The 22,759-nt window shown below is 69.3% G+C and carries 25 protein-coding genes and 2 riboswitches; of the genes, 11 read left to right on the top strand and 14 right to left on the bottom strand.

Annotated features, from left to right (window positions below):
- Positions 1-7: 7 nt before the first annotated feature.
- Complete coding sequence (gene gcvH, locus BJ972_RS00195; RefSeq protein ID WP_129175935.1) at positions 8-403, bottom strand: glycine cleavage system protein GcvH; 396 nt, start codon at positions 401-403, stop codon at positions 8-10.
- The gene (gene gcvT, locus BJ972_RS00190) at positions 400-1,530 is read right to left on the bottom strand and encodes a glycine cleavage system aminomethyltransferase GcvT (RefSeq protein ID WP_241830848.1); all 1,131 of its coding nucleotides are present in this window, start codon (positions 1,528-1,530) and stop codon (positions 400-402) included. Before gcvT ends, gcvH begins: the two co-directional genes overlap by 4 nt.
- Positions 1,531-1,575: 45 nt before the next feature.
- Positions 1,576-1,664: riboswitch (glycine riboswitch) on the bottom strand.
- Positions 1,665-1,752, bottom strand: a riboswitch (glycine riboswitch). It lies immediately after the preceding riboswitch.
- Between the two features lie 238 nt (positions 1,753-1,990).
- Between gcvT and BJ972_RS00185 the strand changes: the two genes are divergently transcribed.
- The 8 genes from BJ972_RS00185 (at position 1,991) to BJ972_RS00150 (ending at position 9,955) form a co-directional block, all read left to right on the top strand.
- Entirely contained in the window at positions 1,991-2,722 is a 732-nt protein-coding gene (locus BJ972_RS00185; RefSeq protein WP_129175939.1) for an NUDIX hydrolase, read from the top strand.
- Entirely contained in the window at positions 2,719-4,029 is a 1,311-nt protein-coding gene (nadA, locus tag BJ972_RS00180; protein ID WP_129175941.1) for a quinolinate synthase NadA, read from the top strand. Before BJ972_RS00185 ends, nadA begins: the two co-directional genes overlap by 4 nt.
- 1 nt (position 4,030) lies before the next feature.
- Positions 4,031-5,515: an L-aspartate oxidase gene (gene nadB, locus BJ972_RS00175; RefSeq protein ID WP_129175943.1), complete on the top strand. Its 1,485-nt coding sequence runs from the start codon at positions 4,031-4,033 to the stop codon at positions 5,513-5,515.
- Positions 5,515-6,372, top strand: a complete 858-nt coding sequence (gene nadC, locus BJ972_RS00170; protein WP_129175945.1) for a carboxylating nicotinate-nucleotide diphosphorylase — start codon at positions 5,515-5,517, stop codon at positions 6,370-6,372. Before nadB ends, nadC begins: the two co-directional genes overlap by 1 nt.
- A complete protein-coding gene (locus BJ972_RS00165; protein WP_129175947.1) occupies positions 6,369-7,508 on the top strand; it encodes a cysteine desulfurase family protein in 1,140 nt (379 codons plus the stop codon). The genes nadC and BJ972_RS00165 overlap by 4 nt, the downstream gene beginning before the upstream one ends.
- Before the next feature lie 116 nt (positions 7,509-7,624).
- Positions 7,625-9,124, top strand: coding sequence for a DHA2 family efflux MFS transporter permease subunit (locus BJ972_RS00160; RefSeq protein WP_129175949.1), 1,500 nt, complete (start codon positions 7,625-7,627; stop codon positions 9,122-9,124).
- 23 nt (positions 9,125-9,147) lie between these two features.
- Entirely contained in the window at positions 9,148-9,309 is a 162-nt protein-coding gene (locus BJ972_RS00155) for a hypothetical protein (protein ID WP_164989962.1), read from the top strand.
- 70 nt (positions 9,310-9,379) lie between these two features.
- Positions 9,380-9,955, top strand: a complete 576-nt coding sequence (locus BJ972_RS00150; RefSeq protein ID WP_129175951.1) for a carboxymuconolactone decarboxylase family protein — start codon at positions 9,380-9,382, stop codon at positions 9,953-9,955.
- Here the strand turns inward: BJ972_RS00150 and BJ972_RS00145 are convergent.
- A complete protein-coding gene (locus tag BJ972_RS00145) occupies positions 9,945-10,715 on the bottom strand; it encodes a putative protein N(5)-glutamine methyltransferase (RefSeq protein WP_129175953.1) in 771 nt (256 codons plus the stop codon). The genes BJ972_RS00150 and BJ972_RS00145 overlap by 11 nt on opposite strands.
- Entirely contained in the window at positions 10,712-11,572 is an 861-nt protein-coding gene (locus BJ972_RS00140; protein ID WP_129175955.1) for an Fpg/Nei family DNA glycosylase, read from the bottom strand. Before BJ972_RS00140 ends, BJ972_RS00145 begins: the two co-directional genes overlap by 4 nt.
- Before the next feature lie 132 nt (positions 11,573-11,704).
- Between BJ972_RS00140 and BJ972_RS00135 the strand changes: the two genes are divergently transcribed.
- Positions 11,705-12,499: an SDR family NAD(P)-dependent oxidoreductase gene (locus BJ972_RS00135; protein WP_129175957.1), complete on the top strand. Its 795-nt coding sequence runs from the start codon at positions 11,705-11,707 to the stop codon at positions 12,497-12,499.
- Between the two features lie 54 nt (positions 12,500-12,553).
- On the opposite strand, the gene BJ972_RS00130 is transcribed toward BJ972_RS00135, so the two are convergent.
- From BJ972_RS00130 to BJ972_RS00085, 10 genes are all read right to left on the bottom strand, one after another.
- Complete coding sequence (locus tag BJ972_RS00130) at positions 12,554-12,946, bottom strand: PPOX class F420-dependent oxidoreductase (RefSeq protein ID WP_241830849.1); 393 nt, start codon at positions 12,944-12,946, stop codon at positions 12,554-12,556.
- Positions 12,947-12,981: 35 nt separating this feature from the next.
- Positions 12,982-14,712: a cell wall-binding repeat-containing protein gene (locus BJ972_RS00125; protein WP_129175961.1), complete on the bottom strand. Its 1,731-nt coding sequence runs from the start codon at positions 14,710-14,712 to the stop codon at positions 12,982-12,984.
- Positions 14,713-14,873: 161 nt separating this feature from the next.
- Positions 14,874-16,451 (bottom strand): ABC-F family ATP-binding cassette domain-containing protein, encoded by a 1,578-nt coding sequence (locus BJ972_RS00120; protein ID WP_129175963.1) that lies wholly within the window; start codon positions 16,449-16,451, stop codon positions 14,874-14,876.
- Positions 16,452-16,546: 95 nt separating this feature from the next.
- Positions 16,547-17,452, bottom strand: coding sequence for a formate/nitrite transporter family protein (locus tag BJ972_RS00115; RefSeq protein WP_129175965.1), 906 nt, complete (start codon positions 17,450-17,452; stop codon positions 16,547-16,549).
- A 167-nt stretch (positions 17,453-17,619) separates the two neighbouring features.
- Complete coding sequence (locus BJ972_RS00110; RefSeq protein WP_129175967.1) at positions 17,620-18,309, bottom strand: hypothetical protein; 690 nt, start codon at positions 18,307-18,309, stop codon at positions 17,620-17,622.
- A 55-nt stretch (positions 18,310-18,364) separates the two neighbouring features.
- The gene (locus BJ972_RS00105) at positions 18,365-18,625 is read right to left on the bottom strand and encodes a hypothetical protein (protein ID WP_129175969.1); all 261 of its coding nucleotides are present in this window, start codon (positions 18,623-18,625) and stop codon (positions 18,365-18,367) included.
- 126 nt (positions 18,626-18,751) lie between these two features.
- On the bottom strand, positions 18,752-19,219 hold the full coding sequence (locus BJ972_RS00100; RefSeq protein ID WP_129175972.1) for a hypothetical protein: 468 nt from the start codon (positions 19,217-19,219) through the stop codon (positions 18,752-18,754).
- A gap of 44 nt (positions 19,220-19,263) precedes the next feature.
- On the bottom strand, positions 19,264-19,932 hold the full coding sequence (locus BJ972_RS00095) for a hypothetical protein (protein ID WP_129175974.1): 669 nt from the start codon (positions 19,930-19,932) through the stop codon (positions 19,264-19,266).
- 158 nt (positions 19,933-20,090) lie between these two features.
- Complete coding sequence (locus tag BJ972_RS00090) at positions 20,091-20,360, bottom strand: immunity protein CdiI family protein (protein WP_129175976.1); 270 nt, start codon at positions 20,358-20,360, stop codon at positions 20,091-20,093.
- Positions 20,361-20,365: 5 nt separating this feature from the next.
- Entirely contained in the window at positions 20,366-20,575 is a 210-nt protein-coding gene (locus tag BJ972_RS00085) for a TOBE domain-containing protein (RefSeq protein WP_129175978.1), read from the bottom strand.
- A gap of 109 nt (positions 20,576-20,684) precedes the next feature.
- Here BJ972_RS00085 and BJ972_RS00080 point away from each other — a divergent pair, with 109 nt between their 5' ends.
- Positions 20,685-22,202 (top strand): hypothetical protein, encoded by a 1,518-nt coding sequence (locus BJ972_RS00080; RefSeq protein WP_129175980.1) that lies wholly within the window; start codon positions 20,685-20,687, stop codon positions 22,200-22,202.
- Positions 22,203-22,368: 166 nt separating this feature from the next.
- Entirely contained in the window at positions 22,369-22,707 is a 339-nt protein-coding gene (locus BJ972_RS00075) for a YciI family protein (RefSeq protein WP_129175982.1), read from the top strand.
- Positions 22,708-22,759: the final 52 nt, after the last annotated feature.

Genomic DNA, 22,759 nt, shown 5'->3' with positions numbered 1-22,759 from the left:
GTGGCGTTCACTCCCCCGTGATGGCGGTGTACTGCTCGCGCGTGAGCAGCTCGGGCAGCTCGGCGACGGCGATCTTCAGCAGCCAGCCCTCTCCGAACGGGTCGGAGTTCACGAGCTCGGGGCTGTCGATGACGGCCTGGTTCGCCTCGACGATCGTGCCGTCGACCGGAGCGAACAGCTCGCCGACCGACTTCGTCGACTCGATCTCGCCGATGACGCTGCCCGCGGTGACGGCCGTGCCGACGGCGGGGAGGTCGACGAACACGACGTCACCGAGCTTGTCGGCGGCGTAGTCGGTGATGCCCACGACGACGCTGCCCGCATCGACGGCGACCGCGGGGTCTTCGTCGACGAGGATCCACTCGTGTTCGTCGGTGTACTTCAGGGCGTTCGTGTCGGTCATGAGGACTCCTTGGCTCGCGTGTAGAAGGGAAGGGCGACGACGGATGCCGGGATGAGCGTTCCGCGAACGTCGAGGTACAGGGTGGTGCCGGGGCTCGCGACGCGCTCGTCGACGAACGCCATGGCGATCGGATGGCCGAGGGTCGGCGACAGGGCACCGCTCGTGATCTCTCCGACGACGGCCCCGCTGCCGTCATCCGTCTCGACCACCGCGTAGCCCGCGCGCCCCGCGCGACGCCCCTCGGCGGCGAGCCCCACGAGCACGCGCGCGCCGTCGGCCGGACCGGCCTCGATGCCCGAACGACCGACGAAGTCGCCCTCCTTCGAGAGCGCGACGACGCGGCCGAGGCCGGCCTGCACGGGGAGCGTCTCGATCGAGAGCTCGTGACCGTAGAGCGGCATGCCCGCCTCGAGGCGGAGCGTGTCGCGCGCGGCGAGGCCGGCCGGGACGAGGCCGACGGGCTCGCCCGCTTCGACGAGCGCGTTCCAGAGGTAGGAGGCGGCCTCGACGTGGATGTACAGCTCGAAGCCGTCTTCACCCGTGTAGCCGGTGCGGGCGACGAGGAGGGGTCGACCGCTGAAGAACGCCTCGGTGATCGCGTAGTAGGGCAGATCGGCGAGCGGCGTGCCGAGCTCGGTGATCTCCGCGATCGACTCGAGGATGCCGCGCGAGGCAGGACCCTGCACGGCGACGAGCGCGAGCTGGTCGCTCTGGTCGGCGATGCGCACGTCGAAGCCGGGAGCACGCTGCTCGAGCGCTTCGGCGACGGGTTCGCGATTGCCCGCGTTCGCGACGACGAGGAAACGCTCGTCGGCGAGGCGGTAGACGACGAGGTCGTCGATGATGCCGCCCGTCTCGGCGAGGAGCAGGCTGTACTTCGCCTTGCCGACCGCGATGGCGGAGAGCTTGCCCGCGAGGGCGTAGTCGAGGAACGCGCCGGCCCCGGGGCCGCCGACGAGGAACTCGGCCATGTGCGAGATGTCGAAGAGTCCTGCGGCGGAGCGGACGGCGTGGTGCTCGGCGAGATCGCTCGAGTACCGCACGGGCATCTGCCATCCCCCGAAGTCGGTGAATGCGGCGCCGGCGGCACGATGGATGTCGTGGAGCGGGCTGAATCTATCGGTCACGAGTTCTCCAGGGTGCAGGAATGCACGGCACGATCGCCGTTCGAGAACTCCCCCTCTGTCATGAGCCTGAGAGTTTCACGCGCGAGCGCTTTCACCATGGGCGGGATGCCGGAGCATCCACTTTTCAGAGTGGCCTGGTCGTCGCGGTGAAGTGACCTGAGAGATTGGCGGGGAGGCTTGCTCCTTCGGTGTCGGTTGATCCGACTCTCCCGCGACGCGTCATGGGCCCGATATGAGGTTGTCCGGCGAGCCTACCAGTCGCCCTCGCACACCCCTCGCCCTGTGCGCAATTCAGGCCCGCATTCGTGTCGCGAGGCCTCCTGCGCACTCAGTCACCTCGACGCGCCGCTCCACTCCTGAATTGCGAACACGGCGGGATTGGACTTCGGGTACGAGTGACCCTAAGATGAATCCGAACTTAGTGTCACTCTGACTTTTAGTTGTTCGAGGGGAGGTTCCGATGAGCGATGCACGTGCCTCACGTCTGGCCGTCTCGACCGTCATCTTCGCGCTGCGCACCGATGACGACGGCCTCGCGACACTCTGGACCCCGCTCGTCCGCCGCACCCGCGACCCGCACCTCGGCCAGTGGGCGCTGCCCGGCGGTTGGCTCCCCTCCGACGAAGAACTCGAGGCGGCCGCGGCCCGCACCCTGCGCTCGACCACCGGACTCGCTCCGAAATACCTCGAACAGCTCTATACCTTCGGCGGCGTCGACCGCTCGCCCGGCGACCGCGTCATCTCGGTCGTCTACTGGGCCCTCGTGCAGTCCGACGAGGCCGAGCGCGCCGCCGTCGGCGAGAACGTGCAGTGGTTCGCCGCCGACGATCTCCCCGCACTCGCCTTCGACCACAACGCGATCATCGGCTACGCCCTCTGGCGGCTCCGCACGAAGATGGAGTACGCGCGCATCGCGCACGCCTTCCTCGGCGAGACGTTCACGCTCGCCCAGCTCCGCGAGGTCTACGAGGCCGTGCTCCAGAAGCCCCTCGACCCCGCGAACTTCCGCCGGACGATCGAATCGACGGGAACCGTCGCCGCCACGGGCGAACGCCTCGCGGGCACGCCGCACCGGCCTCCCATGCTCTACCGCTACGACGTCGCGACGAACCTCACCGACGGCACCTTCACAACCCGGATTCCCCCGGGCAAACCCGACCCCATCAAGCCCCACCCGAGGATGCGGACATGACTCTCACCGAACCCACGACGCGTGCCGCGGCATCCGTCGACCTCACGCTGCAGCTCATCTCGACGGGGGCGGCCGACGGCGCAGCCTGCTCCCCCGAGCTCGTCAAGGGTCCGTGGGAGTTCGACTCGGGCCCCGTCGCCTACGGACCGGGATCGTCGATGGGCGACGTCATCCCCACCGGCTCGCCCCGTCAGGGGCAGCTGCCGACCGCCTACCGCGAGGCGGCGAACGACGAGCTCCACGAGCGCATCCGCGCGGCGAAGGCGACCCTCGGCGACCGCGTCGTCGTGCTCGGCCACTTCTACCAGCGTGACGAGGTCGTGCAGCACGCCGACTTCGTGGGCGACTCGTTCCAGCTCGCGAACGCCGCGAAGGGCAAGCCCGACGCCGAGGCGATCGTCTTCTGCGGCGTGCACTTCATGGCCGAGACGGCCGACATGCTGTCGGGACCGGATCAGGCCGTCATCCTGCCGAACCTCGCGGCCGGCTGCTCGATGGCCGACATGGCGAACCTCGACGACGTGACCGAGTGCTGGGAGCAGCTCGAAGAGCTCTACGGCACCGAGCCCGACGCCGACGGCCGCGTTCCCGTCATCCCCGTCACCTACATGAACTGCTCCGCAGCACTCAAGGGCTTCGTCGGCGAGCACGGCGGCATCGTCTGCACGTCCTCGAACGCCGCGACCGTGCTCGAGTGGGCGTTCGAACGCGGTCAGCGCGTGCTCTTCTTCCCCGACCAGCACCTCGGTCGCAACACGGCCAAGGCCATGGGGGTGCCGCTCGAGCAGATGCCGATGTGGAACCCGCGGAAGCCCCTCGGCGGGAGCACCGAGACCGAGCTGCTCGATGCCCGCGTGCTGCTGTGGCACGGCTTCTGCTCGGTGCACAAGCGCTTCACGGTCGACCAGATCGACGAGGCCCGCCGCACCCACCCGGGAGTGCACGTCATCGTGCACCCCGAGTGCCCCATGCCAGTCGTCGACGCCGCCGACTCGGCCGGCTCGACCGACTTCATCGTGAAGGCGATCCAGGCGGCCCCCGCCGGCTCCACGTTCGCGATCGGCACCGAGGTCAACCTCGTGCAGCGCCTCGCCGCCGAGTACCCGCAGCACACGATCTTCTGCCTCGACCCCGTCGTGTGCCCGTGCTCGACGATGTACCGCATCCACCCCGGCTACCTCGCGTGGGTGCTCGAAGAGCTCGTCGCGGGGCGCGTCGTCAACCGCATCGAGGTCGACGACTCGGTCGCCGCGCCCGCCCGCGTCGCGCTCGAGCGCATGCTCGCGGCGAAGCCCCCGGCGGCCTGACATGGCTCGCGTGCTCGTCGTCGGCAGCGGGCTGGCCGGTCTGCTCACCGCCATCACGGCGACGGATGCCGGGCACGACGTCACCGTCGCGACGAAGACCGAGCTCGTCGAATCGAACACGCGCTACGCCCAGGGCGGCATCGCGGCGGCGCTCTTCCCCGGCGATTCCGTCGAGACCCACATCGACGACACGATGCGGGCGGGCGCGGGCCTCTCCGACCCCGTCGCCGTGCGCGTCCTGTGCGAGGAGGGGCCGGCTCGCGTGCGCGAGCTCATCCGCTTCGGTGCGCGATTCGACACCGACGACTCGGGGCTCGCCCGCGGCCTCGAGGCGGCGCACTCGCGCGCCCGCATCCTGCACGCCGGCGGCGACGCGACGGGCGCCGAGATCGAGCGCGCACTCGTCGCGACCGTGCGCTCGCGCGCCGTGCGGCTGCACGAGCACACGACCCTCGTCGACCTCATCGTCGCCGACGGGCATGTGACGGGAGCGCTCGTGCAGGGCGCCGCCGAGCAGAACTTCTCGATCGACGCCGACATCGTCGTGCTCGCGACCGGGGGCGCCGGTCAGCTCTTCTCGCACACGACGAACCCCGACGTCGCGACCGGCGACGGCGTCGCTGCGGCCTGGCGGGCGGGCGCCGCGGTGCGCGATCTCGAGTTCGTGCAGTTCCATCCGACGGCGCTCGCCGCGCCGGGCACTCCCCTCCTCTCCGAGGCGGTGCGCGGCGAGGGTGCCGTGCTGCGCGACGAGAACGGCGTGCGATTCCTCGCGGGCACACCCGGCGGCGAACTCGCTCCGCGCGACGTCGTCGCCCGGGCCATCGCCGAACGGATGACGCTGCAGGGCGGGCGCCCGGTCTTCCTCGACGCGACTGCCCTCGGCGCCGCGTTCCTCTCCCGTCGCTTCCCCGGACTCGACGCCGCGACGCGACGTGCCGGCTTCGACTGGTCGACCGAGCCCGTTCCCGTCACACCGGCGGCGCACTACGCGATGGGCGGCGTCGCGACCGACATCGACGCCCGCACCTCCCTTCCGGGGCTCTTCGCCGTCGGCGAGGTCGCGTGCACGGGTGTGCACGGGGCGAATCGCCTCGCCTCCAACTCGCTCCTCGAGGCCGCGGTGTTCGCCCACCGCGCCGTGCACGCGTTCGGCCTGCCGATGCCGGCGGTGTTCCCGCCGGCCCCTCTCGTTGCGGCGGCCGCTGCGCCGACGTCGGTCGCGGCACGTCCCGTCGATCGCGGCGCCCTGCAGCAGCTCATGTGGCAGCACGTCGGACTGCACCGCGACGAGAACGGCCTGTCCGCGGCATCCACGGCGCTCGACGGCTGGAGTGCGCCGGAACCCCTCGACCGCCGCAGCATCGAAGACCGCAATCTGCTCGATCTCGCGCGCCTCACGGTGGCGAGCGCACGAGCCCGCACCGAATCCCGCGGCGCGCACGCACGCCTCGACTTCCCCGCCCACGACGAAGAGGCCGCCTGATGCTCAGCCGTTCACAGATCGATCGCACCGTCCAGGCCGCCCTCGACGAAGACGCTCCGTGGGGTGACATCACGAGCGAGACGCTCATCCCCGAGCTCGCCACGGCGAGCGCCGAGCTGGTCGCACGTGAGGCCGGCGTCATGAGCGGAGGCGCGGTCTTCGACGCCGCGTTCCGACTCACCGACCCCGCGGTCGTCGTCGAGGTGCTCGTCGCCGACGGCTCGGCCTTCGCCCGGGGCGACGTGCTCGCCCGCGTCACGGGGCGCGCCCGAGCGGTGCTCCAGGCCGAGCGCATCGGCTTGAACTTCGTGCAGCGCATGGCGGGAATCGCGACGCTCACGGCGAGCTACGTCGCCGAGGTCGCCGACACCCGGGCGCGCATCGTCGACACGCGGAAGACGACCCCCGGCCTGCGAGCGTTCGAACGGCAGGCCGTGCGCGACGGCGGGGGCCGGAACCACCGGCACTCGCTCTCCGACGCCGTCATGGCGAAGGACAACCACCTCGCCGTCCTCACCGCCGACGGCACCGACCTGACCGTCGCATTGCGCTCGGCGCGCGAACGGATGCCGCACACGACGCACCTCGAGGTCGAGGTCGATCGTCTCGATCAGCTCGACGCCGTGCTCGCCGCGGGCGTCGACACGATCATGCTCGACAACTTCGACCTCGACGATCTGCGCACCGGCGTCGAACGCATCGACGGCCGTGCCGTCGTCGAGGCGAGCGGCGGGGTGAACCTCGAGACCGTGCGCGCGATCGCCCAGACCGGAGTCGACGTCATCTCGGTCGGCGCGCTCACGCACAGCGTGCGCTCTCTCGACCTGGGGCTCGACGTCGTCATCGATTCCGCGTGATCTACCTCGACAACGCGGCGACGACGCCCGTGCGCCGCGAGGCTCTCGAGGCGATGTGGCCGTACCTCACGAACGACTTCGGTAATCCGTCGAGCGCGCACGACATGGGCGCGTCCGCCGCTCGCGGGCTCGACGCCGCACGCCGCGCGGTCGCGGCCGTGGCGGGGTGCCGCGCGAGCGACATCATCTTCACGAGCGGCGGAACCGAGGCCGACAACCTCGCGATCAAGGGCATCGCGCTCGCCTCGACGCGCGGGCGCCACCTCGTGACGACGCGGATCGAGCACGACGCCGTGCTCGAGTCGGTCGACTACCTCGTGCGCGTGCACGGTTTCGAGGCGTCGTTCGTACCGACCGATGCGACGGGACTCGTCGACCCCGCCGAACTGGCCGCCGCCGTGCGGCCCGACACGGCGCTCGTGACGATCCAGTACGCGAACAACGAGATCGGCACGGTGCAGCCGATCAGCGAGCTCGCTGCCGTCGCGCACGCCGCCGGTGCTCCCTTCCACACGGATGCCGTGCAGGCCGCCGGCTGGCTCCCGCTCGCAGGCCTCGGCGTCGACGCGCTGTCGCTCTCGGGCCACAAGGTCGGCGCTCCGAAGGGCAGCGGTGTCGCGATCGTGCGCGGGCGCACCCCGCTCGAACCCCTCGTGCACGGCGGCGGTCAGGAACGCGGTCGCCGCAGCGGCACGGAGAACGTCGCCGGCGCGGTCGCGCTCGCGACGGCCCTCACCCTCGCCGAGGCCGAGCGAGAGGATGCCGCGGCGCGAGTCTCCACTCTTCGCGACGTCATCATCGAACGTGTGCTCGCGGCCCTTCCCGACGCACGGCTCACGGGGCATCCGTCGCTCCGTCTGCCGGGAACGGCGTCGTTCGTCTTCGCGAGTACGAGCGGCGAAGCCGTGCTGCTCGAACTCGAACGGGTCGGCATCGTCTGCTCGAGCGGATCGGCGTGCGCGGCGGGAAGCGACGAGCCGTCGCACGTGCTCACGGCCCTCGGCCTCTCGCGCGAACTCGCCCAGACGGCCGTGCGGCTCACCCTCGGCACAGGCGCCTCGGCCGAGGAGATCGACCGGACCGCGGCGTCCCTCATCGCGGCGGTCGAGACGGTGACGGGCATCGGACGGAACTGACTTTCGGACGATTGGCCGTTGGCGGGAATGCCGTGTCGGACGCCATCGTTACGCTATGAGACGTCGCACCGTCTGCGACAGACCCCCCCCCGACACCCTGCCGAGAGGATTCGCGCATGAGCGACGCCCGTGTGAGCGAATCACCCGCATCGACCGGTTCGATCGAGACCGTCGATCACAGCGCACGCAACAACCGCGTCATCTGGCTGCTCCTCGCCGCCGCCTTCGTCGTCATCCTCAACGAGACGATCATGGGCGTCGCGATCCCGCACCTCAAGGTCGACCTCGGCATCGACTCGATCGCCGCCCAGTGGCTGACGACGGCGTTCATGCTCACGATGGCCGTCGTCATCCCGATCACGGGCTTCATGCTGCAGCGCTTCTCGACGCGATCGATGTTCATCGCCGCGATGTCGCTGTTCTCGCTCGGAACGCTCGTCGCCGCGCTTGCGCCCGGCTTCGAGGTGCTGCTCGGCGCGCGCGTCATCCAGGCGTCGGGAACGGCGATCATGATGCCGCTCCTCATGACGACGATCATGACCCTCGTGCCGCCGGCCAATCGCGGCCGTCTCATGGGCCGTGTCTCGATCGTGATGTCCGTGGCGCCGGCCATCGGCCCGACGATCTCGGGCCTCATCCTCAACTACCTCACGTGGCGGTGGATGTTCTGGATCGTGCTGCCGATCGCCCTCGTCATGCTCGTCATCGGCTACCGCCGCGTCGAGAACGTCACCGAGCCGCGACGGGTTCCGATCGACGTCTTCTCCGTCATCCTCTCGGCCTTCGGCTTCGGCGGGCTCGTCTACGGGCTGAGCCAGATCGGCGGAGGCCACGGCGGTGACGCCGCTGCCGCGTCGGCGAACACGACGACGATGATCGTCGCGCTCTCGGTCGGCGTCGTCGGCCTCGCGGCGTTCATCATCCGCCAGCTGCTCCTGCAGCGTCGCGACCGCGCACTCCTCGACCTCCGCACCTTCCGCTCGGGCAACTTCTCGGTCGCGATGGGCGTCATGACGATCGTCACGATCGCGCTCTTCGGAACGCTCATCGTGCTGCCGATCTACATGCAGGAGGTCATCCAGCTCGACCCGCTGCAGACCGGCCTCCTCCTGCTTCCCGGCAGCCTGCTCATGGGTCTCATGGGCCCGATCGTCGGTCGTCTCTTCGACCGGCACGGCCCGCGCGTGCTCCTCGTTCCCGGCTCGATCATCGTGAGCTCCGCCCTGTGGTTCCTCACGACGGTCACCGAGACGACGTCGCCCTTCGTCATCCTTGCCGCGCACGTCACCCTGAGCCTCGGACTCTCTCTCATGTTCACGCCGCTCTTCACGTCGGCGCTCGGATCGGTCGAGCCGCGGTTCTACTCGCACGGCAGCGCGATCGTCTCGACGATCCAGCAGGTCGCCGGTGCCGCAGGTACGGCGCTCTTCATCACGATCATGGCGTCGCAGACGATCGTGTTCGCGACCGCGGGTGCGGGCGCCGACGCGGCGGCGGCGGGCGGAGTGCGCGCGGCCTTCACGATCGGCGCGGTGCTCTCGCTCCTCACGATCGTCGGTGCGTTCTTCGTCAAGAAGCCCGCCGACATGGTCGCTCCGGTCGGCGCCGGTCACTGATCGGGCGGCGGTATCGTGGGGTCATGACTGACTCCACGCCCACGCCCGAGACCCCCGACGCCGACCCCGCCGCCGAACTCGCCGAGGCTCGCCTGCTTGAGAGCGAGATCGTCGACGAAGACGCCGCACTGAAGGGCTGGCTGCCCGAGGGTGTTCCGACCGACGGTCCCGCTCCCGCGCCGTAGGGCGTCGCCGGGTTGACCGCACGGTTTCGTCGGAGTATGCCAGAGGGCAACTCCGACGAAGGGTCACCCGATGACGATCATCAGACCGACGAACGACCATGAGCTCGACGATCGCGTCGCCGAGATCTACGCCTCGGACATCGACGACCAGGGTTTCGTCGCCGCACACACACGCATCATGACGATCAATATCGACGCCTACGATGCGTGGGAGAACCTCATCGGCGCGATCGCGGCATCGATGGGTAAGCGCCGTTACGAACTCGTCACCCTAGCCGCAGCGCTCGGTGCCCGATCGACGCATTGCCGACTCGCGCATGGAAAGAAGACTCTGTCGATCGTCGACGAAGGCGACCTCGTCGCGATTGCACGCGACTACCGATCGGCTCCCTCTCTCAGCGCCGCGGAGATCACCATGATGGAGTTCGCGGAGAAGGTGTCGTCCGATGCGTCATCGATGACGGATGACGACAGCTCACGCCTCCGAGGCGCGGGGTTCACCGACCGCGAGATCGTCGATATCGCCCTCGCGGCCGCCGCGCGCAACTACTACAGCCGTGCGATCCAGGCCCTCGCGGTTCCCGTCGACGAGATCGACCTGAGCGACGAGCTGCAGGCGGCGCTGCTCGCCCCGCTCAATCGCTGAGACGACCGATCGCGACCACCGTGTCGAGGTCGGGGTCGTCAGCGCTCTCGAACCGCACGGCGAAGCCCCGTTCGGTGAACGCGTCGCTCAGGGCGTCCGCTTGTCCTTCATCGATCTCGATGAGCAAGGCTCCCCCGGGCGCGAGCCAGCGCGGAGCCTCGGCGACGACCCGGCGGGCGATGACGAGACCATCGGGGCCGCCGTTACGGGTCGCTTCGGGTTCGTGCTCGCGCGCCTCGTACGGCATGAACTCGAGCTGATCCTCGGGCACGTGCGGAACGTTCGCGACGATGGTGTCGAAAGCTGTGCGCAGCGCGAGGGGCACCGCGTCGAACAGGTCGCCGGTGAACACGCGTGCCAGAGAGCGCGACGCGCACCGTGTCGCGACCGCGTCGGAGTCGGAGGCGTAGACCTCGAGACCGGCCCCGCGCGTCGCGAGCACGATGCCGATCGCACCCGACCCGCAGCAGAGGTCGAGCACACGGCCTCCCGCCGGCGTCACGTCGAGTGCCGCGAGCGCGAGCTGAGCGGTTCGGGAGCGCGGCACGAAGACACCCGGGTCGACGGGGATGCGCAAGCCGCAGAACTCGGCCCACCCAAGCAGGTGTTCGAGCGGTTCTCCCGCGACACGGCGCGCGACGAGACGCTCACGGTCGGCGCCCGGTGCGGTCGCGTCGACGATGAGTCGCGCCTCATCGTCGGCGAACACGCATCCGGCGGCGCGCAGCCGCCGCGCCACGTCATCCGCCGCGCCCGTCACTTGAGCAACCGCGAGAGGACGCGGTCGGCGAGCACCTTTCCGCCGGTCTGACAGGTCGGGCAGTACTGCAGCGACGAATCGGCGAAGCGCACCTCGCGCACCGTGTCACCGCACACGGGGCAGGCCTCGCCCGTGCGCCCGTGCACCGCGAGACGCGCGCGCTTCGCGTCCTTCAGCTCGGCGGGCGGGCGACCGCTCGCCTCGGCGATGGCGCGCTCGAGGGTCGATCTCAGCGCGGCGAAGAGCTCGTCGACGGTGGCCTCGGGCAGGGTGGCGGCGATCGCGAACGGTGAGAGATGCGCCGCGTGCAGGATCTCGTCGGAGTAGGCATTTCCGATGCCCGCGAACACGCTCTGGTCGCGCAGCAGCCCCTTGATCTGGGTGCGCCGCCCGGCGAGCGCCCTGCCGAAGTCGGCGCGGGTGAACGCCGGATCGAGCGGGTTGGGGCCGAGCCGCGCGACACCGGGGAGGTCGCGGGGGGCTCGCACCACCGAGATCGACAGCGACTTCTTCGACCCCGCCTCGGTGAGGTCGAAGCCGCTGCCGTCGGAGAGGACGACGCGCAGCGCGATCGGTGATCGGCCGGGCTTGATGACGGCCGACGAGACGGCATCGCTCCACCGCAGCCACCCGGCCCGCGCGAGGTGGACGACCAGGTGCGCGTCGCCGATCGCGATGTCGATGAACTTGCCGTGCCGACTCACGCCGCGGACGGGCTCGCCGACGAGCGAGTCGAGAGACGGGTCGACGGTCTTGAGAGCCGCATACGACGCGAGTTGCACGCGCGCGACCGTGAGACCACGCATTCGCCCGTCGAGGTATCCGACGAGCGCCTCGACCTCGGGCAACTCCGGCATGCCCCCATGCTCGCACCGACCGCCGACGCCGTCGAGGGCGAGCGTGTGTCGCAGGTATCCCCCGCACTCGGGCATGTTCTCGAGAGCGCGGTGGTTCACACTAGAGATGCCCGCTTCGACGGAAGGACTCTCATGCAGATCGACCTCGGCGGTAAGACGGCGCTCGTCAGCGGCTCGAGTCAGGGAATCGGTGCGGCGATCGCCGAGGGTCTCGCGCGAGCGGGTGCGACCGTCATCCTCAACGGCCGGAACTCCCGCAGTGTGACACGGGCGGCGGAAACCCTCACCCGCGCCGTGCCCGACGCCGACATCAAGAAGTTCGTGGCCGACATCGCGACCGAGAAAGGTGCGCTCACGGCGGCCGAGCGCTACCCCGACGTCGACATCCTCATCAACAACCTCGGCATCTTCGGCGCGACGACGGCTCTCGAGATCAGCGACGAGGAGTGGCGCCGCTACTTCGAGGTCAACGTGCTCGCCGCCGTGCGACTCACACGCCTCTACCTTCCCGGAATGATGGCGCGCGGCTGGGGCCGCATCCAATACATCGGCAGCGATTCGGCGGTCGTGACCCCGGCCGAGATGATCCACTACGGCGTCTCGAAAACGGCCCTGCTCGGAGTCTCGCGCGGATTCGCGAAGGCCGCCGCGGGAAGCGGAGTGACGGTCAACTCGGTGCTCGCCGGCCCGACGCACACGGGCGGCGTCGAGGACTTCGTCTACGAGCTCGTCGACCCGGCGCTGCCGTGGGACGAGGCGCAGCGCGAGTTCATGCGCGTGCACCGCCCGCAGTCGCTGCTGCAACGCCTCATCGAACCCGCCGAGATCGCGAACATGGTCGTGTACCTGAGCTCACCGCTCGCCTCGGCGACGACCGGGGCGGCCGTGCGTGTCGACGGCGGCTACATCGACTCGATCCTGCCGTAGGGCGGCCCAGTCGACCGGCGGATGACGGCGACCGGCGGATGACGGCGACGGGCCTCAGACCGGAGTGATGACGAGCGCGGTCGAGCGCAGGTCGGGGCGACTCGCCTCACGCGCCGAGCGCACCTCGCGGTAGCGGTCGCCGTACTTCGCGACGAGAGCGTCGTCGAGCACCGATCGCACCTCGTCCGAGTCATCCGCTCGCGCTTCCGCGACGATGACGGGAGCGCCCTCCGTGACGACGCCGACGCGATCCGACGCGACGAGTTCGATGCGCGACGTGTGACCGATGCGCTTGACCTTGCCGGAGTTCGCGACGGTCGTCACGAGCAGACGGTCGCCGTCGCGCACGATCCACACGGGGGTCGGCACGGGCTCGCCGGTGCGGCGGAACGTCGTCAGGAGGACGAAGGGCTCATCGCCCAGGGCACGGAAGTCGTCAGAGCTCACCCGCCGATCGTAGTGCGGATTCGTGCCGGCCCGGCTCAGCCGAGACGCACGCCCCGCTGGAGCATGAACGGCTGCGGATCGATGCGGAGGCCCGAGGAGAACACCTCGAAGTGGAGGTGGCATCCGGTCGATGCGCCCGTCGTGCCCGACCAACCGATCTGCTGACCCGTCGAGACGACGTCACCGACCTTCACGAGGTATCCCCCGTTCACGAGGTGCGCGTAGCCCGTATCGATCGAGGAGCCGTGCGAGATCTTGATGTAGTTGCCGTACGTGCCGAGCCACGACGCGTGGGTGACGCGGCCACCGGCGGCGGCGTAGATCGGCGACCAGCAGCCCGTGCCGATGTCGGTGCCGTAGTGGAAGCTGTTCGAGCAGCCTCCCGGCGTGCAGATCGGGGTGCGCGGGCCGTAGACGTCGGTGATGCGTCCGTTCGCGGGCTTCGTCCACGCGGCGGCGCACGCCGTGTTGGTCTCGACCGAAGAGTTGACCGCTCCTTCGCCTCCGAGGATGACGCGGGCGGGCGGGTTGATCGCGTTGAGCGCGGTGTGCACGGGGTGCGGGATGCAGCCGACGCGCGTGATGTAGAGCGGCATCTTCATTCCGCCCGCGAGGGCCGCACCGGCCAACGCGTCGGGGAACTCGAGCCCGGTCGCGAAGAACACGGTGCGGATGTTCGAACCGAAGACCGCCGTGTTGATGGCCGATGCCGTGAGGTACCGGTCTTCGCCCTGATACCGCTCGATCGAGAAACCGAACGATCGGAGAGCGGACTCGATGCCGGCGCTCACCGCTCCGGTGCCGCCCGCGAGGCGCACGGAGGTCACCCCGAGCGAGCGCAAGGCCCGCACGGTGCTCTCGCGCACTGTGTCGGCGAGGCCGTCGACGAGCAGCACGGGCGCGGAGCGCGCACCGGCGGCGGCCGAAGCGGCGAGGGCGTCGGGGAAGTCGCGGCCCGTCGCGATGAATGCCTCGGCGGAGGAGTTGAACGCCTCGAGCGCGAGGATCTCGCCGGTCTGGTAGCGGTCGCTTCCGCCGAGGCGGCTGATGCGCGGAGCGAGATTCGACAGTTCGTTGAAGACCGCACCGCCGATGATCGCCTCGCCGCCGACGACGATGATGCGCTCGGGCGACAGTCGCTGGATCTCGGCCTTGACCGCCGGCGGCAGCACATCGGCATAGGTCAGAAGAAGGGGTCCGCCGCCCTTCGCCGCGGCTGCGGCGGCGGTGAGCGCGTCGGGGAAGTCGGTCGCCGTCGACATGTAGAGCACGGGGATGCTCGGTGCGAATCGCTTCGAGACGGCGATCGCGGTCTCGAAGCGGTCGACGCCCGCGAGGCGGTTGACGCCGTTGGGGAACGGCGCGATGACGGTCTGGGACGCGGCGCGCACATCGGGCTTCGTCGTCGACTGCGGCGCGAGCGGGGTGGGCGCAGGCGTCGGGATGACGGGCTCGGGCGTCGCGGTCTCGACGGGTGCCTGCGGTGCCGGCGTCTCGGCCGGTGCCGGGTCGACCGGCGCAGGCTCGGTGGGCGCCGACGTCGCCACCGGAGCCTCGGTCTCCACTGGAATGTGCTGAAGCGATTCATCCCCGCCCGGCGCATCGCTCGGCGCCGGCGTACTCGGTGCCGGCGTATTCGGTGCGGGCGTACTCGTCGCCGACGTGATCGGCGCCGGCTCCTCCGCCGCGTGCACGGGTGCGAGCGCACCTCCGCTGACGATCGCGATCGCCGCGATCGCCGCCGCAATGGCATGAGTTCGGAACATCCGGGCTCCCCTCCCGTCGGCGCTGACTACCCAGCAGCCCCGTGGTAGATCTCACGCCCGATCCGCACGTTGCATCATGAAGTGTACGGTGCGCGGGGCACGCGCGGCGAGGGGCGTTCTCGCCGTCATCCGTCGGCGGGTCCGGCGCGGATGCCGGGGGCCTATGCCGCGCGCACCTCGACGACGCCGGCACCCTCGAACTGGATCGTGCGGTTGGCGACCTTGTCGGTGAAGAACCGGTCGTGGCTGACGACGACGACAGCGCCCGGGAAGTGGACGAGGGCGCGCTCCATGACCTGCGTGCTCGAGAGGTCGAGGTGGTTGGTCGGCTCGTCGAGCAGCAGCACGGATGCACCCGAGAGCAGGCACTGCGCCATGGCCACACGGGCCCGCTGACCGCCCGAGAGCATGCCGAGCTTCTTCTGCATGTCGGCCTCGCTGAACTGGAACATCGCGAGGAAGCGCCCCACCGACTTCCGCGTCGCCGTGAATGCGAGGCTGCCGGGCAGCGCGTTGACGGCGTGCGCGACGGTGTCGGAATCGTCGAGTTCGTCGAGCATCTGGTTGTACGACACGACGCGCACTCCCCCGGCCCACGCGACCTCTCCGACATCGGGTCGCTCATCGCCCGTGAGCACGCGGAGGAGCGTCGACTTCCCGCTTCCGTTCGCACCGACGACGGCGTACCGGTTGCCGCGGCGGATCTCGAAGCTGACGTCGTCGAAGAGCGTCTTCTCGCCGTAGGCCTTGCCGATGCCCGAGACGCGGCACAGCACGTCCTTCACATGCAGCGAGCCGTAGATCTCGGTGATGATCTGGTCGACGGGCCGAGGCGCGCGTGACTTCTTGATGTGCGCGAGCTGCGAATCGAGCTTCCTGCTCGCCGCCTTCTGCGCCTCGCGGCGGTCGGCGATGCCCTCGGCCTCGAAGGCGAGGAGCTCGGATTCGTGCAGGAACTGCTGCTCGAGCGTCTTCAGGCGGAACTGCTTCTGCACGATGTACTCGCCGAAGTTGCCCGGGTACTCGTGCAGGTGGAAGTTCTCGACCTCGACGATGCGCGTGACGACGGCGTCGAGGAACGAGCGGTCGTGCGACACGATGATCGCCGCGCCCCGGAACGAGCGGAACCACGTCTCGAGCCACTCGACGCCCGCGACATCGAGGTAGTTCGTGGGCTCGTCGAGCAGCAGCACGTCGGCACCCTCGAGCAGGATCTTCGCGAGGGCGGCGCGGTTCCGCCACCCGCCCGAGAGCTCGTCGATCGGGAGCGACCGGTGCATGTCGTCGAACCCGAGCCGCGTGAGCGCCGTGTCGATGTGACGGCGGTACTCCCACCCGTCGAGCCGTTCCATCTCCTCGAAGAGCTCGGACTGCCGCAGGATGAGCGCGTCGAGGTCGCCCATCGGATCGGCGGCGATCGCGGCGTCGATCGACGCGAGCTCGTCTTCGATCGCGCGGATGTCGGTGAAGAGGCCATCGAGCACCTCGAGGATGCTCGCCGAACCGTCGAGCTCGGAGAACTGCGAGAAGTAGCCGATGCGGACGCCGGGATCGAGGCTCACCGTGCCCGAGGACGGCGCGACCTGCTCGAGGATGAGCTTCAGGATCGTCGACTTGCCCGAGCCGTTCCGACCGATGAGTCCGACGCGATCTCCGGGCTCCAGGCGGAGGAAGGCCTCACGCAGCACGAGCGACTTCTCGAAGCGCACCTCGACATCATTCAGACGGACGAGGCTCATGCAGGCTTCCTTCGGTTCGGTGGGAGTCGCGGGCACGCGTCATCCGCCCCACCAGCCTACTTTCGCGCTCTCCCCCCGCGAGCCGCCCGGACCGCTCAGACCTTCGCGGTGGGCGCGGAGGCCGCCGACGACGCGACGCTGCCGGCGAGGCCGCGGCGGCGTGAGACGCGCGGTTCGACCGGGCGGCGGGGCGTCTCGTTACGAGGTGCCTTCGCGCGGGCGTACGTGACGTAGAGCGGGATGGCGGTGAAGACGAGTCCGCCGACGAGGTTGCCGAGGACGGTGGGGATCTCGTTCCAGACGAGGTAGTCCATGATCGTGAACTGCGCGCCGAGGAGGAGGCCCGACGGGAAGAGGAACATGTTGACGATCGAGTGCTCGAAGCCCATGAAGAAGAACAGCATGATGGGCATCCACATGGCGATCGCCTTGCCCGGCACATCCTTGGCGATCATCGCCATGACGACGCCCGTCGAGACCATCCAGTTGCAGAGCACTCCGCGAATGAAGAGCGTGAGCATGCCCGCCGCCCCGTGATCGGCGTAGCCGACGGTGCGGCCCTCACCGATGTGCCCGATCGCGACGCCGACCTCGTTGGGTGCCTCCGAGAAGCCGTACGTCACAACGATCGCCATGAGCACGGCGACCGTGAACGCTCCGATGAAGTTGCCGACGAAGACGAGGCCCCAGTTGCGGAGGACTCCGCCGATCGTGACGCCGGGTCGCTTGTCCATCCACGCGAGGGGGCCGAGCACGAAGACGCCCGTGAGCAGGTCATATCCGAGCAGGTACAGCATGATGAAGCCGACGGGGAAGAGGACGGCGCCGAGCAGCGGCACCCCGGTCGTGACGCTCACCGTGACCGCGAACGCGGCAGCGATCGTGAGGAGCGCACCGCCCATCGTCGAACGGATGATGGTGTCGCGGGTGGACAGGAAGATCTTCGTCTCACCGGCGTCGATCAGAGTCGTGACGAGTTCGGCGGGCTTCACATAGGACAAGGGGATGCTCCGAGCGCTTCAGAAGTGGACGGCCGCACATGACGACCTGCCTCGACGCTAGGCAGCGGCCGTTTCGCCGAGACGTCTCGGGGTGACCTCTCGTGTAAAGGTCTGCGCTCATCCGCGCTGCAGCGTTTGTGAGATGCGGGGTGGGGCCACGCGCTCGGTCAGGCGGCGATACCCGAGAACATGCCGCTCAGAGAAAGGCCGATGAGCACGAGGATGCCGGCCGACACGATTCGCCACACAGCGCCCGGAGCCCGCGAGATGATCACGGCGATCGCGCTCGCCACGAGCGCCGCGGCTCCGCTCAGCAGAGCAGAGACCGCACTCCACTGCACGAGCGCCGGAGAACTCTCGGCGGAGAGGAGAACGCTGAGGTACGTGCCGACGAGACCGATCGCCATGATCAGCACGCTCGCGAGGCCGAAGAGAACAGCAGCGACGAGCGCGAAGCCGGCAGCGCGCTCGGCGGCCGGCGCGCCGGGAGCGGGGCGCAGACGGGCCCTCAGACGACGGTGCTCCACGGGAAGTGCGCTGATGAGCTCACCGAGATCGATCGGCTCGGATGCTTCGGCCGGAATGCGGAGGAAGCTCCGGACCCGTCGATCCGACACTCCCGTCGCGGCGAGCAACGATGCGAGCCGATCGCGCTCCCGCTCGGTCGTCCACCCGTCGATCGCGATGCCCCACCGACCCGCCTGATCGGGGCAGCCCATGTCGCGGTAGATCTCCGCGAGCGCGAGCCTCGCCTCGTACGGCGTACTGTCGGCCTCGGCTGCGGGACGGAGCAGATCGATCGCCGCACGGTGATTGCCCCGGGTGTACAGCTCCCGAGCTCGCGCGATGGCGTCCATCCCGTCATCCTGTCGCATTCGCGACCCCGGTCGCGTTCGATGACGCCCGCCGCGCTCAGCCGAGGTCGCGGATGAGGCTCCAGTGCTCGCCGTCGTGGCGCACGTCGATGAGTCTGACGTCGGAGTGATCGGGCGTGCGCACCGTGAACCTCCAGCCGATGCGTCGCATGGGCGGGTGGGTGATGAGGTCGGGCACATCGATCGCCTCACCGTGCAACGGCGTCGGGATATCGATGACGTTCCACCGCCGCCCGCGCCAGAAGATGCGCTCGGGTACGCCTCGGGTCGTCGTCCAGACGGTCAACGTGTCGGTCATCGTGGTCATAGTCGTCTCCGGGGCAGGCACTCATCGAACGCATGTTCGAGAGTTAACGAGCATACGCCGCTGCCGCCGGGAGTCAAGATGCGCGCGCGTCAGACCTCCTGCGAGGCATCCCTCGACTCATGCACGATGCCTCGGCGCGACTCCCGCGGGTCGACGCGGCTTCCGGACGATGCGTCCGCCCCTGAGCGTGAATCTGTTCACCCAGCCGGTGCGCACGGCGAGAAGGCCGGCGATCACGACAGCGAGGAGCCAGGGCGCCCAGAATGCCACGTTCGTGCCGAACTCGCCGTGAACGATGTTGTTGTCAGCATCGTTCGACACCCCCTCCGGTTGATAGCTGGCCCGCGCCAGGCCCCGCGAATCGACGTTTCCGTCGAGCCTCACGCTGAGCAGTTCGATGGCGCCGTCGTCGCTCGTCCACCGGCCGATGCTCGAGCATCCGCCTCGGGGTCGATCGACGCAGTACTCGTGTCGGAACGTGCCCCAGACGACCGGCTGGTTCACGTCGAGGATCTGGACGACGCCGAGGATCACCGCGACGACGAGGACGCACGCCACGACGGCCGTTGCGACGAGGTTCACCACCTCGGCGATTCTGTTGAGGAATCGATTCCCTCTCCCGCGACTGCTCACGTGCGCCACGGCCCGACACGCCTGAATCCGTTTCCGATCAGTCGATCGGGCAGCCCGCGGCGAATCCCGTTCGACGCGACAGCGACGATCATGGTCACGATCGCCGACGCCCGTTCCGGGACGCTTCCCTCGGTGGCCGGCATATCGACGACGATGAAACTTCTCACGTGAAGTTCGAACGACTCGTCGTGATTCACGTACAGCGTCACCACGGCGCCGTCTCGATTCTGCGGCGTGAAGATCGCGGTTGCGAAATGACGCTCGGAACCCGCCGGCACGTACTCGACAGCGACTGAGGGGTATCGGTCGGCGATCGCGTCGACGACGAGTGCGGCGAGGAGCGCGCCGCTGCCATTGGGTTCACCGAGGGGCAGGCGATCCGCATCGAGGTGCCAGAAATGCGCCGCGACGAACGCGCGCACCTCGCTCTGCGGCACCCACTCGATGTCCCACTCGCGGAACTGTCGACGCGAGGCGTCGTCACCGCGCCACGCTGACGCCTCGTAGTCGCCCGGCGCGGCGGCATCGATGTCGTGGAAGTCCCACATGCCGTCGAAGGGCACGAACGGGATGAGCACGCACGCCCGGCCCTGCAACTCGCCGGCGCGCCCGACACCGGCGCGTGTCACCACGCGATCGAAGGGGAACAGTCGGGGCGTCGCCACGTTCACCTCTCCCCTCCCGAGACATGCATCCCGTCATCTTCTCGCATCCGCCGTGCGCGACCGATACGGAGATCCCGCGCACGATGCGGCGCGGCGGATGCCGCCGAGCGGCGTGTCGCGCCCGATCTCCTTCTCCACTGAGGGGATGCCCCGTGCCCTTACCCGTCGATGACCGTCGCGACGCCGCGAAGCTCAGCCGCGAGGGCACGCACGAGGCGCGGCCGCCCGGCCTCCCAAGCCGAACGATCCGACTCTCGACGCCAGCCGCGAATGGGGTCTCGGCAGGTCTGCCACATGTCGTTCCAGCGGATCAGTCGCTCGGCCAGTTGCGGCGACAGCCCGAGAGCTTCGGCGCTCGTGTCATCGCCTTCGTCATCCCAGAGTGGCCAATCGGTGACGACCTCAGGGAACAGTCGAATCTCTCGCACGAGGCTCAGTCGTCGACGGCGACCATGACGTCGGAGGCCTTGACGACGGCATAGGCCTCGCCGCCCGCGACGAGCCCGAGCTCGTCGACCGCGTCATTCGTGATGGAGGCCGTGACGAGGGAGCCGCCCACGTCGATGCGAACGTGGGCGGTCGTCGCGCCCTTCGTCACCTCGACGATGGTGCCCTTCAGACGGTTGCGTGCACTGATGCGCATGGGTGCTCCCTCGTATGGGTCGGTTGCGCTCGATCCTAGGCCCGCCGTTCAGACGGCGCGTGCGTGCGGGCCGTCAGAAATCGCAGCCCGCGACGCACAGAATGGAACCATGTCGAAGCGCAAGGCGGACAAGGACAGGAAGCCCGACCTGAGGCGTTTCGTCGAGATCGCCGAGCGCCCGAGCCTCGGAGTCGAGGTCTCGACAGGGCGCGCCTGGGTCGGTGTCGACCAGCAGGTCGGTCACGGATCGGGCGACGCCCTCTTCGCTCTCACCGACGAGCAGTACGCCACAGGCCTCGCCAACGGCTGGGAGCTCCGCGAGTTCATGAGTGCGTGCTGGAACGGTCAGCGGAATGACGTGCTGATGTTCCACCCGGGCGGCGGATCATGGCGACCCGAGAGCTGGCATCCGCTCCGCAGCCGGCCGCTCACTCCGACCATCACGGGCGAGATCTGGCGGCACATCGACGCGCTCGGCGAAGCGAGTGACAGCGACGCGGTCGAGCTCTCGCAGGCCCTCGCCGCGGGCACCGCCCCGCCCACGATCGACTCTGACGGCGCGCAGCGTATGACGTTCTCCCTGGTCGGCGAGGGCGCCTATCCCCGGCCGGCCGCCCTCATCGCCGGCCTCGACGCCCGCAGCGATCGCGATCGGGCACGTGAGGTTCTGGGCGCGGCGCTCGACCCGTCATCCGATCTCTTCGCGCTCGAAGCCGACCGCGTTCGTCTGGTCTTCACCGAAGATCGGCTCTCCGAGATCGTGCTCGAACGGCCCGCTCCTGTACCTCCGCCCGCCGGCCAGCTCCGCGCATTCCTCGACGTGCTCGGAACGCCGGAGTTCGGCGAGGAGTACGCGGCCGTCGCGCGCCTGGCCGGTGCCGCGATCGAGCGATGGGCCGTGTCGTCCGGTTTTCCGCGTCGTCTCGTCGTGTTCGACGGCGGCGTCGACATGCAGGTCGAGGGCGGGCGGGTTCTGAGCGCGCGCATTCGACTGCGCGAGGATGCCGATGGCGGCTCGTATCGGCACACCGAGACGCTCCTGTCGGGGGTCGCGTGGCCGCCGACTCGCGACGACATGCACGGAGTGCTCGGCGCTCCGGCGGCATCGAGCGGCGCGACCGATCTGCACCGGTACGGCACGCGCGATCTCCTCGTCGAGTACGAACTCGGTTCGGCCGGAGAGACGCCGCTCTCGATCACGGCGGTTCCCGTCGGTGTGAGCATCTCGCACGGTATCCACCGCTGGCGCTCGGGCGAGTTCACGCTCTTCCTCGACGCGCTCGGCCGCCCCGAAGACGATCCGCTCGTGGCTCACGTGCGCGGGCTTCCCGGCGTGCGTCTCGGCTCACGGCGCGGACGCATCGCGAGCGTCGAGATCGGCGGGCGCGGCTACCAGTCCGAGCGATTCCCGGCATTCGTGAAAGGGATGACGGCAGATCCGACCCGCTCAGACATCCCGTTCGGCAAACCGCACGATTCCGGCGACCACGACGATCTGCGCTACTTCGATCAGGGGTGCATCCACGTGCTCTCGGCCGACGGCACCGCCATCACGACGATCACCGTCAGCAGCGAGCCGCCCGAGAACGTCGACATCCACCGCTTCACGCCCTTCGGCGGCCGCTGACCCGGCCGCCGTCATCCGCCCGTGCGCGGATGCTGCGAAGCCGGCGTCGTCTCGGCAGGTCGGATGCCTCCGGCGGCGTGTCACCGAAATCTGCAGCATCCGTGACCGGGCAAACCCGGCCCGACGGGGGTTGACGGAGTGCACCACCCCGAATACAACGGGGAGCATGACGCACTACATCATCTACTTCAACCAGCAGTGGGTGGGCGACCACGGCGATGAGTGGTTCCGCGAGCGCGGCCCACTCGCCTCGGCGGTCGTCGACGAGATGAAGGACGCGGGCGTCTACATCTACGCGGGCGGCCTCGAAGACATCAGCACGGCCGTGAGCGTCGACGCGACGAACGGGTCGCTCGAGGTCTCCGACGGCCCCGTGGCACCCTTCGAGCACCACCTCGGCGGGCTCACGATCGTGGATGTCGCCGACGACGGTACGGCGAGGATGTGGGCGGGCAGACTCGCCGAGGCGTGCGGATGGCCGCAGGAGGTGCGGCGGATCTTCTGAGGAATCTGCTGCGCGCATGCGTGCAGCGCGCGGCAGGGAACGCACCCTCCCG

Origin of the sequence: Agromyces atrinae (genome assembly GCF_013407835.1) — a bacterium.
In the GTDB taxonomy this organism is placed as follows: domain Bacteria; phylum Actinomycetota; class Actinomycetes; order Actinomycetales; family Microbacteriaceae; genus Agromyces; species Agromyces atrinae.
The sequence above is the reverse complement of the archived record's forward strand: the minus strand, read 5'-3'. Positions and strand labels throughout refer to the sequence as shown.

Coding starts and splice junctions, on each gene's coding strand:
- gcvH (WP_129175935.1), bottom strand. CDS start 403: ATGACCGACACGAACGCCCTGAAGTACACCGACGAACACGAGTGGATC.
- BJ972_RS00185 (WP_129175939.1), top strand. CDS start 1,991: ATGAGCGATGCACGTGCCTCACGTCTGGCCGTCTCGACCGTCATCTTC.
- nadA (WP_129175941.1), top strand. CDS start 2,719: ATGACTCTCACCGAACCCACGACGCGTGCCGCGGCATCCGTCGACCTC.
- nadB (WP_129175943.1), top strand. CDS start 4,031: ATGGCTCGCGTGCTCGTCGTCGGCAGCGGGCTGGCCGGTCTGCTCACC.
- nadC (WP_129175945.1), top strand. CDS start 5,515: ATGCTCAGCCGTTCACAGATCGATCGCACCGTCCAGGCCGCCCTCGAC.
- BJ972_RS00160 (WP_129175949.1), top strand. CDS start 7,625: ATGAGCGACGCCCGTGTGAGCGAATCACCCGCATCGACCGGTTCGATC.
- BJ972_RS00155 (WP_164989962.1), top strand. CDS start 9,148: ATGACTGACTCCACGCCCACGCCCGAGACCCCCGACGCCGACCCCGCC.
- BJ972_RS00150 (WP_129175951.1), top strand. CDS start 9,380: ATGACGATCATCAGACCGACGAACGACCATGAGCTCGACGATCGCGTC.
- BJ972_RS00140 (WP_129175955.1), bottom strand. CDS start 11,572: ATGCCGGAGTTGCCCGAGGTCGAGGCGCTCGTCGGATACCTCGACGGG.
- BJ972_RS00135 (WP_129175957.1), top strand. CDS start 11,705: ATGCAGATCGACCTCGGCGGTAAGACGGCGCTCGTCAGCGGCTCGAGT.
- BJ972_RS00125 (WP_129175961.1), bottom strand. CDS start 14,712: ATGTTCCGAACTCATGCCATTGCGGCGGCGATCGCGGCGATCGCGATC.
- BJ972_RS00120 (WP_129175963.1), bottom strand. CDS start 16,451: ATGAGCCTCGTCCGTCTGAATGATGTCGAGGTGCGCTTCGAGAAGTCG.
- BJ972_RS00110 (WP_129175967.1), bottom strand. CDS start 18,309: ATGGACGCCATCGCGCGAGCTCGGGAGCTGTACACCCGGGGCAATCAC.
- BJ972_RS00105 (WP_129175969.1), bottom strand. CDS start 18,625: ATGACCGACACGTTGACCGTCTGGACGACGACCCGAGGCGTACCCGAG.
- BJ972_RS00085 (WP_129175978.1), bottom strand. CDS start 20,575: ATGCGCATCAGTGCACGCAACCGTCTGAAGGGCACCATCGTCGAGGTG.
- BJ972_RS00080 (WP_129175980.1), top strand. CDS start 20,685: ATGTCGAAGCGCAAGGCGGACAAGGACAGGAAGCCCGACCTGAGGCGT.
- BJ972_RS00075 (WP_129175982.1), top strand. CDS start 22,369: ATGACGCACTACATCATCTACTTCAACCAGCAGTGGGTGGGCGACCAC.